Consider the following 14925-nt stretch of genomic DNA (forward strand, 5'->3'; position numbering starts at 1 on the left):
GACGGGAAGGTTAAAATATGCCCCTTGCCACTTCATGTCATGCGAAGCGACACGGTCAAGAAGGGTGTTGATAGGGTAGCCCACAGAGCGCTTTTAAGGGCTTTAGGTCTGACAGATGACGATTTTGATAAACCATTCATCGGGATAGCCAACGCCTACAATACAGTTGTTCCTGGCCACATGGCCCTTGACAGAATAACTGAGTATGTGAAGCAGGGCATAATTGCCGCAGGCGGAGTTCCATTTGAGTTCGGAGTTATTGGAGTTTGTGACGGCATAGCGATGGGTCATGTTGGAATGAGCTACGCTTTACCTTCCAGGGAGGTCATAGCAGACTCCATAGAGGTCATGGTTGAGGCGCACAGATTTGATGGTCTGGTGGTTGTTGGCAGCTGCGACAAAATCGTGCCGGGAATGCTAATGGCAATGCTCAGGCTCGACATTCCTGCCATAGCCGTAACAGGCGGCCCGATGGTTGCGGAAAAGATTTACGGTGAGAGGGTTACGATAAAGGACGCTTTCGAGGCTGCAGGTCTTTACAAGGCAGGACAGCTCGACGACGAGGGACTGAAGCTTTACGAGAACTTCTGCGCACCATCGTGCGGAAGCTGTCAGGGGCTTTACACTGCAAACACCATGCAGATTCTCACTGAAACTCTTGGCCTGAGCCTGCCCTACACCTCCACATCACCATGCGGCTCTTCGAGAAAGCTCAGAATAGCAAAAGAGGCTGGCAAGAGGGTAGTTGAGCTGGTCAGGCAGAACCTGAAGCCTTCAGACATCGTGACGGAGAGGAGCTTTGAGAACGCTGTAACGATGGACATGATGATTGGTGGTTCAACAAACACAGTGTTGCATCTGCCTGCAATTGCGAGGGAAGCAGGGATAAAGCTGAGCCTTGACGTGTTCGAGGAGATAAGCAGGAAGACCCCTCACCTGGTCAAGCTCGACCCGGCGAGCAGGGATGTGGTTGTTGATCTCGATGAAAGCGGAGGTGTGCCCATAATCTTCAGGAAGGCCAGGCAGTACTTCCACAACGAGCTAACTGTTGGTGGACTGAGAATCCACGAGATTGCAGAGCTTGCTGTCAGAAGAGGGGTGGACATAATAAGGGAGCCATCCAACCCGTACAGCAGAGAAGGTGGAATAGCGATTCTGAAGGGCAATATCGCAGAGAGAGGGGCAGTTGTGAAGGCTGCTGCTGTTGAGGAGGATATGAGGGTCTTCGAGGGTGAGGCAAGGGTTTTTGACTCTGAAAAGCTTGCTCTTGATGCTATTCTGGCAGGCGAGATTCAGGAGGGGCAGGTTGTCGTGATAAGGTACATGGGTCCGAGAGCTGCGGGAATGCCTGAAATGCTCCTGCCTACAGCAGCAATAGCTGGTATGGGGCTGCAGAGGGTTGCGCTCATAACAGACGGCAGATTCAGCGGTGCAACGAGAGGACCGGCAATAGGCCACATCTCTCCTGAAGCATTGGCTGGAGGAAACATCGCGCTGATTGAGGATGGAGATGTGATTGAGATCAACATTCCTGAAAGGAAGCTGAATGTCAGGCTGAGCGAGGACGAGCTTGCGGAGAGGAAGGAGAGGTGGAAGCCGAGAGAGATAAAGCACAGAGGATACCTGGCAAAATACTCCAAGCTCGTGAGCGGTGCTGATGAGGGTGCAGTTCTGAGGTAAGGATTTTTTCCACTGTTATCTTTTTCAATACAATCTTTTAGAATAGTTGAGGTTGTTAATTTGGCGGCAATTATGCTCCAAACCTTTAAATTTTCTAAATACAGAAAACATTCAATGAGTGCTGAAGCAGAGCTTTTAAAGGCAATTTATGATGAGTTAAAGGTCATAAAAGAGGAGTTGAAAAAGTTAAGCAGCAAAATTGAGCTTATAGAAACTGGATTAATTCCAGAAGAGGAAATAAGCGAAGAAGAGGCAAGGGAACTTGAGAGGCTTGCTGAGGAGACGAAAAAAGACGGGATTCCATGGGATAAGCTTAAAGCCGAGCTCGACCTATGAGTTACGAGATCATAGTTCATTCCAGAGCTGCTAAATCGATTAAAGAGCTACCAAAATCACACAGAGCTAAGCTTTCTGAATTTCTGGATACTCTGAAGAACAATCCTGTTCCTTTCAGGAAATTCGATATAAAGAAACTAAAAGGATATCAAGACAGATACAGAGCACGTTTCGGGGATTTCAGGTTGACCTATCAGATTGATAAAAAAGAAAAGGTTATTCTGGTTTTGAAGCTTGAAAGGCGTGGGAGGGCGTATAAATAGGGGTGAGCTAAGCAGATCCTTGCAAAAGGTCTCGGGACGATAGGAATGGTGTGGTTCCTTCAGAGCTTTAATACTGTAGTGAGGGACTACACTAAGGAGAGATGAGAGTGACCTGATGGAGTGTGGAAGACATCGTGATAAGGATCATGAATGCCAATAAGTGGAATTTTTTTGGATGTCACATTTGAAGAGCTGGAAAAATCATTTTGCCAAAAATCTCTCTCCTTGTCCAGATAGGCACATCCCAACCCAATCAAAAACTGCACCTCTGTTCCAGACGAATTTTTCCACACCATGCAAAAAAACTGTAGTATCCCGAAATCACTTTACACCCGAACAAACCTGCAACGTGAGGAAGCTGACGAACAAGGACATAGTAAGAATTGTGAAGCAGTGGCTTAAAGGAAAGCCGGTGAGAAAGATAGCGGATTTCTTTCAAGTAACAAGGCAGAGAATCCATCAGATAATCAAAAAGTTCAGGGAAACAGGAGAAATTCCTTTCCTTCGAAAACCAGGAAGAAAACCCAAAGAGATAGACGAAGAAATGGAGAGAATAATTCTGGAAGCTCACAAACAGTTCAACCTTGGACCAGTTCACTTAGAAAAGAAAATAGAAGAGATCCACGGCATTCATATCCCACACAACACAATCTACAAAGTCCTGCTTAATCACTGTCTGGTGGAGGAGAACATGAAGAAGAAAAGGCAGAGGAAATGGGTTCGCTTTGAAAGAAAACATTCAATGGAGTTATGGCAGGGAGACTGGAAAATGATTCATCTCAATGGAGAAGAGAAATGGGTCATAGCCTTCATGGACGATGCAAGCAGAGTGGTAACCTGCTTTGGTGTTTTTGATGAAGCCACAACAGAGAACACGATAAAAGTACTTGAGAATGGATTCAGGGAGTATGGTGTTCCAGATGAGATACTAACGGATCATGGAACTCAATTCGTTCCTGCAAGGAACAGGGATGAAGCTAAGCACAAATTCAAGCAGTTTCTTGCTGAGCATGGTGTAAAGCATGTTGTTGCGAGAATAAAGCATCCACAAACCAATGGTAAGATAGAGAGATTCTTTGGCGAGGTTGAGAGGAGAGCTGATAAATTTGGCTCTGTTGATGCAGTTGTCAGATGGCATAATGAAGTTAAGCCTCACAAAAGCTTGGATTGGGATGAGCCATGCAACGTGTTCTGGTATAAGCTCTCTCCAGAGAGGATTATGTGGTTTGTAAGGAGGTGGTGGGATTGAAGAGAAAGTGTAGAATTAATCTGGGATACCACATTAAGAAAGGGAGGTGAAAAAGATTATGAAAGTTGAGTATGATCCGGAGGCAGATATTCTCTATATCAGGATCAAGGAAGATGAGATCAAGGATACTGTTGATTGGAATGACGACATATGGGCAGATTTGAACGAAAAAGGAGAAGTGGTTGGAATTGAAATCTGGAAAGCGAGAAAACACGTAATTTCAGAAATTCTGAGGTATTTGAATAGAGCAAAGGAAATAGAAGTTTAAAATCTTTTTTGCTGCGATTATACTGTGTCTTTTCCCGAAATTATTTCCCACTTCAACAAACCCCCATGTGAAACTTGACGAGAAAGCGATAAAATGGATTATCAGAGAGAAAGAGAAGGGTACACCGACAAAGGAGATAGCAGAGATCGAAAACATAACACCAAGAAGAGTAAATCAGATCTACAAGCAATACAAAGATACTGGAGAAATACCAAAGCCAAAGAAACCAGGTAGACCTAAAAAAGAACTATCAGAAGAAGAAATAGAAGCCATAAAAGAAGCCTATGAAGAGTACAGGTGTAATGCAGTAGTTCTCCAAACAATCTTAAAGGAAAGAGGTTACAGAATAAGCAAGAACAAAATACACGAAGTGTTGAGAATGAACGGCTATGCTAAGGAGGAGAAGAACAAGAAAAAGCGTAAAAAGTGGATAAGGTATGAGAGAAAGCACTCTATGGAATTATGGCATGCAGACTGGTTTTTCTATAACGGGAAGTGGATAATTGCTTATCTGGACGATGCTTCCCGTCTGATTACTGGTTACGGAGTATTTGATAAAGCAACATCTGAGAATGCCATAAAAGTGCTAAAAGAAGCCATGGATGATTATGGCAGGCCGGAATCAATCCTGACGGATAGAGGTACTCAGTTCTACGCATCTGCAGGGGAGAAGAAGGCTAAAGGAGTATCTAAATTTGAGAAATTCCTTGCAGAGAATGAAATTAAGCATATTGTGGGTAGGGTGAATCACCCACAAACGAATGGAAAGATAGAGAGGTTCTATGGAACGCTGGAAGCTAAAATCAAGTATTTCGATACAGTAGATGAATTCATGGAGTGGTACAATCACAAAAGACCCCACATGAGTCTCAACTTAGATGAACTGGAGACTCCCTATAAAGCATTTTTGAGAAAGTTGACTCCTGAGAGAATATTGAGTTATTCGTGGAGGTGGTTTGATGGTGGGAAATGATTTTAGGAAACTACAGCTGCGATTATACTGTAAATCTTCAAGTGGCAAACAGTAGCATGGGGCGATTTTACCGATGAAAGTGACATTGATGTGCTGGTTGTAGGTGATGTAAGACTTGAGGATATCTCAAAAATAACCTCACACATTCTTTTGAAATACGGGGAGGTAATATCCGCAATGGTTAGAACAGAGGAGGTAATGAGCAGAAAATCATTCTCCTTTTACAGAAACATCCTGAGGGAAGGCGTGGAAATTGCATGATGAGGTTGCCGAGCAGATTTCTATGGCTGAAGAATGCTTGGAAAAGGCAAAATTACTCCTATCCAGTGAATATTATCGGGGTGCAGCTTCAAGAGCTTATTATGCCATGTTCCATGCTGCAAAAGCCATGTTACTAGCGAAAAACATCTCTCCAAAAAGACACGTTGGCGTTTTGAGAATGCTCGGTGTCGAATTTGTCAACAAAGGCTATCTCGAAGAAACCTATGCTGAAGCGTACAAACTTGCATTTGACATCAGAATGGATGCAGATTATGAAGGCGGGCTGAAATTGAGCAAAGAGATGGCCGAGCAGGTGGTACACGATGCCGAGGAGTTCTTGAAGAAAGCAAGAATCGTGATTGAGCAGATTGCCAGTGAATGAACTCCATCCAGTTAACACCCCGGCTCTTTTGCCATGACCTGTATTGCAGAAACAGCATGATTTTTATCTGTGCCAGACAAGTAATGTTCATGATGCTCGTAGATACTCACATCCATTCTGAGGGCAGGAGCGTTGAGGATTTGAAGCACATGGCCGGGAACGGGATAAAGAAGGCCATAACCTGCGCCTTTTACCCGATACAGCCTGAATTTCCCGAAACCCTGATGGATCTCGCAAGAAAACTGACGGAATTTGAACCTGAGAGGGGAAAGAAGGCCGGAATGGAGATTCATTCTGCGGTGGGAATTCATCCGAGGTGTATCCCTCCAGGATGGGAAAGAGTCCTCGAGTTCATCGAGAGCTATTCAGGATATGTCGCTATTGGTGAGATAGGACTTGAAGACGGCAGTGATGAAGAAAAGGAGGTTCTGAAAGCCCAGTTACAGCTTGCGAAGAAACTCGACATCCCGGCAGTAATCCACACTCCCAGAAAGAACAAGGAGGTGATTCTCGAGAAAACCCTGCAAATTCTTGAAGATGTGTCCTTCCCTGAGGAGCTCGCCCTGATAGACCACAACTCCGTCGGGACTGTGAAAGCTGTGCTTGAAAAGGGATACTGGGCCGGAATAACCGTGCAGCCCGGAAAGCTCACCGTGGATGAGGCTGTAAGGATAATTGAGGAGTTCGGAGATGAGAGGCTGATTGCCAACAGCGACACCGGTTTCAGCGAGTCGGACATGCTTGCAGTGAAGAGGCTGTACGATGCATGCGAGAACGAGAGGGTTGTTAGGAAGAATGCGGAGAGGTTTTTCGGGATTTGACTGAGAAACCTTTTTATTTTCCAGAACCAGTAGTCTACCTTGCTAACCCCATTATATTTGCGAGCGTGTGTCGCAATCATGGATTTCGGGTTACTGGATGGAGCTGTGAGACGGAGGGGAAGCCTGACCGAATCTCCGAACTCCTGAGGATGAGTTGACTGAAGTGGAGATTGAGGGACTCAGCAGATTAAACGAGGGGATGAGGGAGTGAAAAACCCCTCTTGACAATCTTCCTTGAGGTGGGAAAACAGTGTCCATGGAGAGGGCAATAGCTAAACGTTTTGGGCTTGAAAGCCCGGAGGACTGGATGAGGCATGCAAATCCCCGGAGCGTGATTACGAGGTTCACAACATTGCCACTTTTGGTACTTGCGGTCTGGTCGAGGGTCTGGCTCGGCTGGTATTCCCTGATTTTTGTTGGGGTGGTTGTCGCCTGGTCTATGATAAATCCAACCCTTTTCGCAAAACAGACGAAGATTGACAGCTGGTGGTCGAAGTGTGTGGCTGGCGAGTATTTCTGGGCAAACAGGGATAAGTTCCCGGTCGCTGACTATCATTACGGGGTCATTAGGGTACTGACGTTTTTGCAGGCTGCCGGCGGAGTCTTTCTCATAGTGGGGATGTACCTGCTCGACGTCTGGATGACCATCGCAGGAGTTGTCTGGGTGTATCTCAGCAAGATGTGGTTTCTTGACAGAATGGTCTGGATATATGAGGAGATGAAGGATCACGCTGGTGAGCTGGAAAGAGGCACATAATCCAGGGGCGTCTTAAAAACTTAAAATGCGATCAATTTGGCCGGAGTGGCTAAGTCTTCCTGCAAACGTATATCCTCCTCGTGAGACTCTTGTGCAGCCTCTGGTAAAGCTTGTATTCAACTTCGAACCTCTCCTTTACGAGGTCGTCAACGTCAATGTTTGTGAGAAACACGGCCCTTTTGCCCATCCTCAGCACCCGGTGAAATTCATCAAGAGCACTGCTGTAAAGCTCGTGAATCTCACCGAGGCTCTTCGTGGACTGCAGATAGGGAAAGTCCGTGACGATACCGTCAACGCTCTCTTCTCTGAGACCCATGCTCTTCACGTCACCGATCATTACATTTCTTGGAAGTCCGTAGTACTGCAGGTTAACTCCGCAGCCCTCCGCTATGACCCTGTATGCCTCAATTCCGATGAAATCCAGCCCCATGAGGCCAGCCTCAACCAGAATTGTGCCTGTGCCGCACATCGGGTCGAGTATTGTGCCGTCTTTAATGCCTGTAATGTTGACCAGGCTCCTCGCTATCCTTGGCAGAATCGCTCCCGGTCTGAAGAACGGTTTTAGGTCTGGCCTTCTCAGCAGGAACTGCTTCCTGTCAGTCTCGTGCATAAGAATTCCTGCATGAATTCTGTCAGAGAAGTAAACCTTAACCACGTGATCGGGCTTTGAAACGCTTATCTCTGCTCCTCTCCTCCAGAGAATCGCCCCGAGTTCCCTCTCGAGCCTGAGAGAGTCTGCCTTTTTCCCTCCGATGTTCCTGACCCTCACGCAGATCTTCCCTTCAGGAATTTCCATCTGTTTAAAGTGCTCCTTCAGCTTTTCAAGACTCGCGCATGAGAATAGATGCTCGCTAACCTCGTGGATGAGCCCGAACCTGTGGAAGTATCCGGATATTTCCTCAGAGCATTCTCCAGCCACAATCTGGGCGTCTGTGCTTTCAGTGTGGCCATCAAAAACGTTCAGAAACGTCTCAGCTTCTATTCTGGCAAGCTCCTCGAACTCTCCGCTCAGATAAAATATCAGCCTCATCCCCGCATTTCCTTTATTTTCTCCGCAAGTCTGATCATCAGTTCGGTTTTCTTCAATTTCTTCTCAACTCTGATCCGGCCTCCCTCCTCCCACCAGCACCGGGGGTACTTTTTCTGCTCCACATCATAGCTGAGACCGAGAGCCTCGCATGCTTTTGCAAGCTCGTCCAGCTTCACGTTAGGGACGGCAAACCTTCTGGGGATTTTCCTCCCCTCGCTCCTGCTCTTCTTTTTGTCAATGTTGACCGTCCAGATTACGTAACTACTTCCTCCTTCTTGCAAGCTCATCGTAAACTTCCTCCAGACTTATTTCTAGTTTTGAAAGCAGAACGAGTAGGTGGTAGAGCAGATCCGCCACCTCGTAAACGATTTCCTCTTTTTTCCCGTCCTTCACGGCCAGGATCACTTCTGTCGTCTCCTCGCCGAGCTTCTCCAGTATGCCGTTTATCCCCTTCTCACCGTAGAGGAGTCCTGCAGTGTACGAGCCTTCGACCGGATTCTTCTTCCGCTCCTCAATGATCCCGTAAAGCTCCTCCAGCATGGCGATCACTTTGAGTTCTTGAACGTTATCTCGACAAGGGGATGGGGAACGTCCTCTATGATCTCGATGTCCCTGATGGATTTAATCTTTTTCTTCCTGACGAGCTTCTCCATGCCGAGTTCAACGTTTTCGGGGACTTCGAGAATGTATGCATCGAGCTTCTCCATGCCGATCTTTTTAGCCGCAACCGCTCTGTGGTGTCCATCCACCAGAAAGAGCTTGCCACCCTTTTTTATTACCACAACTGGCTCCGCAAGCCCCCTCCTCAGCTCGTATATTCTGCCTCTCAGCTCGTCTGCGTATATCTTGGTCTGGGTGGGGATCAGCCTGTCCACCTCAACATCTCCGTTGTAAACCCTCACTTTTGTGCCGTGGACTTTTTCGATGGTCTCCTTCAGTTTCGACACTTTTGTCGGATCGGCTCTTTCAATCTGACTTCTGATTATATCTGTGTTGGTGATTATGCCCTTAATCCTGCCTTTATCGTCAACTACCGGCAATTTTGAGTGTCCGGTTCGGAACATAACTCTTGCAACGTCTTTCAGATCCATGTATTCTCTTGCAACGTAGAGTGATCTGGTCATCACATCTTTAATCCTGGCATTCAGGTCTTTTCTAAGCAGATCCATTGACGAAATGTACCCCACAAGCTTTCCGTTTTCGTCCACAACAGGAAAACCGTCATGACCTGTTTTCTCTATTATGTCTATTGCTTCTTCAACAGTATTGTCAGGCCTGAGCGTGATGACATTTCTTGTCATGTAGTCTGCAACTTTCTGCTTCACAGGAAACATGAAAAAAGAGAGGTATATTTAGTTTCTCATGTCAGGGTATCGTGGTAATGTCTGATGCGATCACCGTTGCTGGACTCATCTTGGAGAGACTGTCCAGAAATTCATTTACCTCAGGGGTATCTGCACCTCTCAGGTCTTTCAGGAAAAGATCTGATACTGACTGGTAGATCAGCTCCGCTCTGACCTCAAATGGGCCACTGTATCCGGCGACATTTATTATGTAACTGACCGTATCCTCTCCGCCTGTGAAGTCCGGGTCTTCCGATGCTTTACCCTTAATGGCGATATCCGGGATGGCTTTAGCGACATCGAAGCCCTTAGGGGGTATGCGGTTGTCCTTGATGTAGTCTGCAGCCCTTAGCAATGTGGATGTTACCTCCCCGTTGACATCGACCATCACGGCTTCGTAAATCTGAACATCATCCTCGCTCGTTATTGTGTCGTGATGGGGTTCGTAGGGTTCACTCTCTCCGGCAATCCTGCCGTTCTCCAGCTTACCTGACTCGAAAACGACATTGCCATCTCCATCGGTCACGACCAGGTGGATCCATGCCCTCCTTGATGGAAAACCGGTGGGGAACTTGTGGCCGGCACCGTTTTCCACCTTTACATCAACCTTGAGCTCGTCCCCATCTCTGCTGGCAGAAACTATTTTCAAGTTTATGTGTGACCTGAGCATTTCCCTGGCTTTATCTGCGCCATTCTGTGCTCCGAGCATATCGAGCATCTGAACATTTGCTCCGGCAAATACGTGCCGGAAGAACGGGCTCCTTTCTGGAAGGTTTGGTGGCATCGTTGAGACTCTCACACCCTCTGCCTGGGGCATGTGGCAGCTCTGGCAGGGTTTTTCCAGACTGTATTTGCTGTTCAGCCATTCCAGGTATGGCGTCTGTTCGGGAAACTCTCCGGCAACGTTACCCCCATCATCAATGAATGGCGTGTACAGCGTGTGGCATGTGGCGCACAGCTCGGCTTTTCCAATGTGTTTGCCAAGCTGGGGTATGTATCCCACGTTGTTTACCATTGGTCTCACTCTTACAGGCTCAAAAGGACCAAAGATGATTCTGTCCGGCTTTTTGGTTTTCGTGTCTATCGTATACTTTCCGCTGAAGCTTTCCTTCTTGCCGAGATTATCCGGGAGTATCTGGTGACACAGTGTGCACGAAACACCTTCGATGGCGAGGGAGTGCATTTCGCTCTCTGCGTTCAGGAACGACCCCACATTCACCTCAACTCCGTCTGCATGTGCCTGAACGCTAGCCATCGGCATGTGGCATCTGGCACATTTCTCGTTTATCACGTCTGCAAGTTCCGGGAACTTTGCAATTTCAGCGCTGACCTTAGCTCTCCAGTAGGGGTCCTTTGACGCAAAGGACATCATGCTCTGGCCCCATTCTTGCAGAATGGATACGTCTGTGCCGTTCCGGTCTCTCAGGCCATCGTGACAGAAACACGATGCTGACTGTGCAAAAAGTTCGATTTTTTCCGCCTTCACCGCTTTTGTTGTGGTCTTTTCTGGAGCTGGTTCTGTCTTTTCCGGTTCTGCAGGCTTTTCCACCGGTTGCTGGCAGCCGGAAACGAAAATTGCGAGAGCAATAAGAACCGTGAAGACCAGAAGTTTCTTCATGTTAAATAATTTTCTCAAAACAGATATTTAAGATTTCTCGAATTATTTCTTCCCTCCAAAAACATCCGCCGGGTGCCCATCTACTGCTGTTCGTGGACGTTTTTCAGGAATTCTGTCACGGCCCTGTTGAACTCATCGGGATTCTCCAGCATTGCGAGATGAGCGGCGTTGCTTATCTCTTTTACAGTCGAGCCCGGTACAAGCCTCGATATCTCCAACCCGAATGCAGGTGGTGTTGTGACGTCATGTTCCGCCGTTATCACAAGCACCGGCACACGCATGTTCGGGAGAACATTTTCGTAATCTGCTTTTGCGAGTTCAGACGTAGCGGCGGTGTACACTTCCTTGCTGTTCTTTCTTATGATGGTCTCAACGAGTTCTTTCAACTCCTCTCTTTTCTGATAGAGTGATATTTCGGCTATGAATCTGGCAATCTGGGTCATGTCCGGGCTCGCTTCGAGAATTTTCAGCCTCTGCTCGAACTCCTTTCTCACCTGCTCGGGAAGTTTGTGGAACGTGTTTGCCAGGATGAGGGACTTCACCCTCTCAGGATACTTTCTGTAGAACTCCATGCACACCAAGCCCCCCATGGAATGACCGAGAATGCTGGCTTTCTCAATCTCAAGGTGGTCCATAAGGTTGCGAACGTCATCTGCAAATCCCTCAATTGAGACCTTCTCCGGAGCATCCGACATTCCGAAACCCCTGAGGTCGAGTGCGATGACCCTAAATTCTTCAGAGAAGTCTTCGAGCTGGGCAGTCCATGCTTCTATGCATCCACCGAGACCGTGGACGAGAATGAGTGGTTCGCCTTCTCCCATGTCAAGGTATCTCAGCTTCAGTCCCGCAGAGTCGAAAAACCCAAATATCATGATAATATGTTTCAATTTCCTGACATTTAAACTTTCGGAGACCCGGTGGGCTGGGTGGACAAAAAACATTATATTTCAGATGCATTAGATTGGGAGGGTGATAAGGTGGATGCTTTTCCTGATAAGTTCAAATGCGTTGTGACAAACTGGGAATACATGGACGGGCTCTGCAGGAGAGTGGCAGAGCAGATAAGGGAGGATGGTTTTGAGCCGGAAATCATTGTTGCGCTCGCGAGGGGCGGATGGTTTGCTGGCCGGGTTTTATGCGATTTGCTCGGCCTTGATGACCTGACGAGCCTGAAAATTGAGCATTATGTCGGCACTGCAAAGCAGAGCGGAGAGGTCAAAATAAAGTATCCCCTGCCCGAGGACAGCGTTAAGGGCAAAAGGGTGCTGATAGTTGACGACATAGCCGACACGGGAAAGAGCCTGATGAGGGCCAAGGAGCATGTCGAGGAGAACGGGGCGAGCGAGGTTAAAACTGCAACCCTTCAGCTCCTCTACACCTCCCGCTTCACCCCCGACTACTTCGGCGAGTACATGGAGGAGTGGGCGTGGGTTATCTTTCCATGGAACTTTGTCGAGGACATGATAGAACTGATATCGCGGCTGCTTGCCAAGGACAGGGAAAGGCTGTGGGGCGAGTGGGATATAAAGTGGGGCCTGCACGAGTACCACCAGATTGATCCGATTTATCTTGAAATCGCCCAGCCCAGAAGGTTTTTTGAGGTCATGGATGAGATGGAGAGAAGGGGAATTGTCGAGAGAGTGACTAAGGACGAGAAGACCTTCTGGAGGCTGAAATGATGAAAGCTGAGATTGCCATAATAGGTGGTACCGGAGTGTATGATAGCGATGCGTTCGAAAACGTTCAGGAAGTCGAGATTGAAACTCCATTTGGGAGACCATCGGATAAGATTCTGATCGGAGATTTTGAAGGCAGGAAGGTTGCTTTTCTCCCAAGGCACGGGAGGGGGCACGTTTACTCTCCCACAAACCTGCCATACAGGGCCAACATCTACGCTCTCAAAAAACTGGGCGTCAGCAGGATCATAAGCATTGCAGCAGTTGGTTCGCTGAAAGAGGAAGTAAGGCCACTCGACATCGTCATTCCCGACCAGATTTTCGACAGAACGAAGCACAGAAAGGACACCTTTTTCGAGGAGGTTGTAGTTCATGTTGGCATGGCCGAACCGTTCTGCGGGGAGATGAGGGGTGTGGCAATAAGGACTCTTGATGAACTTGGACTTTCGTATCATCCAGAGGGAACATACGTATGCATCGAAGGTCCCCAGTTTTCCACCAAGGCTGAATCGAACGTTTACAGGCAGCTCGGTTTCGACATCATCGGTATGACCGCTCTTCCTGAGGCTAAGCTCGCAAGGGAGGCTGAGATGTGCTATCTGACAATAGCGACGGTCACAGACTACGACGTCTGGAAGAATGAGCCCGTGGATGTAAAGACCGTCCTTGAAAACGCCGCAAAGAATGAGGAAAACGTGAAGAAAATCCTCAGAAAGCTCATTCCAGCTATCCCTGAGAAAAGAGAGTGCGAGTGTGGGGATGCTCTTAAATTCGCGATAACCACGAGTCCCGATAAAATCACGGACGAGGCGAAAGAAAAATTAGGCATTTTCCTGAACAAATACCTCTAATTCTCTCAGCAAAATCCTGTTTTCATCTCTTTTTTTGACAGCGATTCTGAAGTGGCTGTCGGTGAGCCACCTGAAGTCGCTGCATGTCCTTATCAGAATGTTTTTCCGCTCCAGGAACTTGAAGATGTCTTCCGCATGAAATCCACCTTCGCACAGCAGGAAGTTGGCTTTACCCCGGCACTCAAAACCAAGTTTTCTAAGGCTCCGTACCAGATGTCTCCGTTCCGTTTTTATTCTTGCTCTGACATGCCTCGAGAATGTTCCCAGCCTTGGCAGATATTTTTCGGCCACGAATTTTGCAACCCCGTTAACGCTCCACGGCATCCTTGTGTCATGAAACTTTCTTGCGTACTCTTCGGGAAAGCATCCGTATCCGAATCTCAATCCCGGAATACCGAGAATTTTCGTGAGAGATCTAATCTGGAACGCATCAACGTCATGGGGCTTTACAAAGTCTATGAATGCCTGATCGACCATCAGCTTCACGTTCCTTCTCTGACATGTCTCGGATATTTCCTCCATCACGGCTTTTCTGAAAAACTCTCCGGTGGGGTTGTTGGGGTTGCAGATCACGATCCCTTCGGGGCTTCTGCCGTCTATGAACTCCAGAATTCTTTCGACGCTCCATGGGACATTGTAGACTCTGAGACCGTAGATTCTGGCGAACCTCTCGTATTCGGTGAATGTTGGCTGGACTATGGCCACATCTTTCCTCAACATTCTGAAGAAGAATTCGATAAGCTCGATTGAGCCGTTTCCGAAAACGACGTTTTCTGAATCCCATCCGGTGGAGCCGGAGATGACTTCAATCAGAGACCTGTAGCTGTTCTGGGGGTAGTAGTACGCACTTTCAATGGCTTCAATGAGATTTTCGTGCAGGTCTCTCGGCCTGAACGGGTTGATGTTTGAGGCAAAGTCCAGCGGTTTCAACCCCATCTTCAGGTATTTTTCATAGTAATCTCCGTGCACAGCTTTTCTTGGGCAGGGGTGTGATAAGCTTTTTCAAATGTGTGGACGCTGTCAAGCTGCAGTAACCGTGTAGTTTTTGCCGGCCACGGTATTTCATGGCGATTCAGACCGGAAAACAACCTCGACTTTGAACTCCTCATTGACCCATAATCCCACCACTTCCGCACTCTTGAAATGCTTTTTCAGTTTTTCAACCGCAGTTTTTAGCTGTTCAATCTGCTGCTCCTTTTCCACCGGATTTCCGGCACAGTCATGATGTGCCACAACCGCGATCGCACTTGCTCTGTGCCTTTCCACGGAAACTTTTATTTTTTCGATAAGTTTTTCAGGACTTTTTTCACACTCAAATAGCTTCACGATTCCGGGCTCGGTAATCATGTCAACAAACTCGACTTCAAAGTTTTTCCTCATTCATTCTATAACTGGAATCTGCGTTCTTCCGTCAATG

At 47.5% G+C, this 14925-nt stretch carries 20 protein-coding genes; 12 read left to right on the plus strand and 8 right to left on the minus strand.

Features of this window, described 5'->3' with window-relative positions:
• Window positions 1-39: 39 nt before the first annotated feature.
• The 10 genes from ilvD to GACE_RS01455 all read left to right on the plus strand — a co-directional run bounded on the left by ilvD (window position 40) and on the right by GACE_RS01455 (window position 6990).
• Window positions 40-1680 (plus strand): dihydroxy-acid dehydratase, encoded by a 1641-nt coding sequence (gene ilvD, locus GACE_RS01410; RefSeq protein ID WP_048090573.1) that lies wholly within the window; start codon window positions 40-42, stop codon window positions 1678-1680.
• A 114-nt stretch (window positions 1681-1794) separates the two neighbouring features.
• The gene (locus GACE_RS01415; RefSeq protein WP_048090576.1) at window positions 1795-2016 is read left to right on the plus strand and encodes a hypothetical protein; all 222 of its coding nucleotides are present in this window, start codon (window positions 1795-1797) and stop codon (window positions 2014-2016) included.
• Window positions 2013-2279 (plus strand): type II toxin-antitoxin system RelE family toxin, encoded by a 267-nt coding sequence (locus GACE_RS01420; RefSeq protein ID WP_048090578.1) that lies wholly within the window; start codon window positions 2013-2015, stop codon window positions 2277-2279. The genes GACE_RS01415 and GACE_RS01420 overlap by 4 nt, the downstream gene beginning before the upstream one ends.
• A 349-nt stretch (window positions 2280-2628) precedes the next feature.
• Complete coding sequence (locus GACE_RS01425; protein ID WP_048090579.1) at window positions 2629-3528, plus strand: IS481 family transposase; 900 nt, start codon at window positions 2629-2631, stop codon at window positions 3526-3528.
• A 58-nt stretch (window positions 3529-3586) separates the two neighbouring features.
• Entirely contained in the window at window positions 3587-3796 is a 210-nt protein-coding gene (locus GACE_RS01430) for a DUF2283 domain-containing protein (protein WP_048093485.1), read from the plus strand.
• Window positions 3797-3863: 67 nt separating this feature from the next.
• Window positions 3864-4769: an IS481 family transposase gene (locus GACE_RS01435; protein WP_048090395.1), complete on the plus strand. Its 906-nt coding sequence runs from the start codon at window positions 3864-3866 to the stop codon at window positions 4767-4769.
• A gap of 90 nt (window positions 4770-4859) precedes the next feature.
• Complete coding sequence (locus GACE_RS11590; protein ID WP_158413785.1) at window positions 4860-5030, plus strand: hypothetical protein; 171 nt, start codon at window positions 4860-4862, stop codon at window positions 5028-5030.
• A 22-nt stretch (window positions 5031-5052) separates the two neighbouring features.
• Window positions 5053-5412, plus strand: coding sequence for a HEPN domain-containing protein (locus GACE_RS01445; RefSeq protein WP_048093487.1), 360 nt, complete (start codon window positions 5053-5055; stop codon window positions 5410-5412).
• A gap of 89 nt (window positions 5413-5501) precedes the next feature.
• Window positions 5502-6233 carry a TatD family hydrolase gene (locus GACE_RS01450; protein WP_048090583.1) on the plus strand — a complete coding sequence of 244 codons (732 nt, stop codon included), beginning with the start codon at window positions 5502-5504 and terminating at the stop codon, window positions 6231-6233.
• A 256-nt stretch (window positions 6234-6489) separates the two neighbouring features.
• A complete protein-coding gene (locus tag GACE_RS01455) occupies window positions 6490-6990 on the plus strand; it encodes a DUF6653 family protein (RefSeq protein ID WP_318249324.1) in 501 nt (166 codons plus the stop codon).
• 49 nt (window positions 6991-7039) lie between these two features.
• Here GACE_RS01455 and GACE_RS01460 read toward each other — a convergent pair whose 3' ends face one another.
• From GACE_RS01460 to GACE_RS01485, 6 genes are all read right to left on the minus strand, one after another.
• Window positions 7040-8020 (minus strand): DNA methyltransferase, encoded by a 981-nt coding sequence (locus GACE_RS01460; RefSeq protein ID WP_048090587.1) that lies wholly within the window; start codon window positions 8018-8020, stop codon window positions 7040-7042.
• Window positions 8017-8307, minus strand: coding sequence for a signal recognition particle subunit SRP19/SEC65 family protein (locus tag GACE_RS01465; RefSeq protein ID WP_052400172.1), 291 nt, complete (start codon window positions 8305-8307; stop codon window positions 8017-8019). Before GACE_RS01465 ends, GACE_RS01460 begins: the two co-directional genes overlap by 4 nt.
• On the minus strand, window positions 8282-8560 hold the full coding sequence (hisE, locus tag GACE_RS01470; protein ID WP_048090589.1) for a phosphoribosyl-ATP diphosphatase: 279 nt from the start codon (window positions 8558-8560) through the stop codon (window positions 8282-8284). The genes GACE_RS01465 and hisE overlap by 26 nt, the downstream gene beginning before the upstream one ends.
• A gap of 5 nt (window positions 8561-8565) precedes the next feature.
• Window positions 8566-9354, minus strand: coding sequence for a CBS domain-containing protein (locus GACE_RS01475; protein WP_048090591.1), 789 nt, complete (start codon window positions 9352-9354; stop codon window positions 8566-8568).
• Between the two features lie 31 nt (window positions 9355-9385).
• Window positions 9386-10981, minus strand: a complete 1596-nt coding sequence (locus tag GACE_RS01480) for a hypothetical protein (RefSeq protein ID WP_052400173.1) — start codon at window positions 10979-10981, stop codon at window positions 9386-9388.
• 80 nt (window positions 10982-11061) lie between these two features.
• A complete protein-coding gene (locus GACE_RS01485; RefSeq protein WP_318249245.1) occupies window positions 11062-11853 on the minus strand; it encodes an alpha/beta fold hydrolase in 792 nt (263 codons plus the stop codon).
• A 105-nt stretch (window positions 11854-11958) separates the two neighbouring features.
• Between GACE_RS01485 and GACE_RS01490 the strand changes: the two genes are divergently transcribed.
• Both GACE_RS01490 and mtnP read left to right on the plus strand, forming a co-directional pair.
• Complete coding sequence (locus GACE_RS01490; protein ID WP_048093493.1) at window positions 11959-12660, plus strand: phosphoribosyltransferase; 702 nt, start codon at window positions 11959-11961, stop codon at window positions 12658-12660.
• Entirely contained in the window at window positions 12660-13508 is an 849-nt protein-coding gene (mtnP, locus tag GACE_RS01495) for an S-methyl-5'-thioadenosine phosphorylase (protein WP_048090593.1), read from the plus strand. Before GACE_RS01490 ends, mtnP begins: the two co-directional genes overlap by 1 nt.
• Here mtnP and GACE_RS01500 read toward each other — a convergent pair.
• Both GACE_RS01500 and GACE_RS01505 read right to left on the minus strand, forming a co-directional pair.
• Window positions 13479-14477 (minus strand): pyridoxal phosphate-dependent aminotransferase, encoded by a 999-nt coding sequence (locus GACE_RS01500; protein WP_048090595.1) that lies wholly within the window; start codon window positions 14475-14477, stop codon window positions 13479-13481. The two genes, mtnP and GACE_RS01500, sit on opposite strands and share 30 nt — an antisense overlap.
• 93 nt (window positions 14478-14570) lie before the next feature.
• Window positions 14571-14888: a carbonic anhydrase gene (locus GACE_RS01505; RefSeq protein WP_052400174.1), complete on the minus strand. Its 318-nt coding sequence runs from the start codon at window positions 14886-14888 to the stop codon at window positions 14571-14573.
• Window positions 14889-14925: the final 37 nt, after the last annotated feature.

It is taken from the genome of Geoglobus acetivorans, from assembly GCF_000789255.1.
Taxonomy (GTDB): domain Archaea; phylum Halobacteriota; class Archaeoglobi; order Archaeoglobales; family Archaeoglobaceae; genus Geoglobus; species Geoglobus acetivorans_B.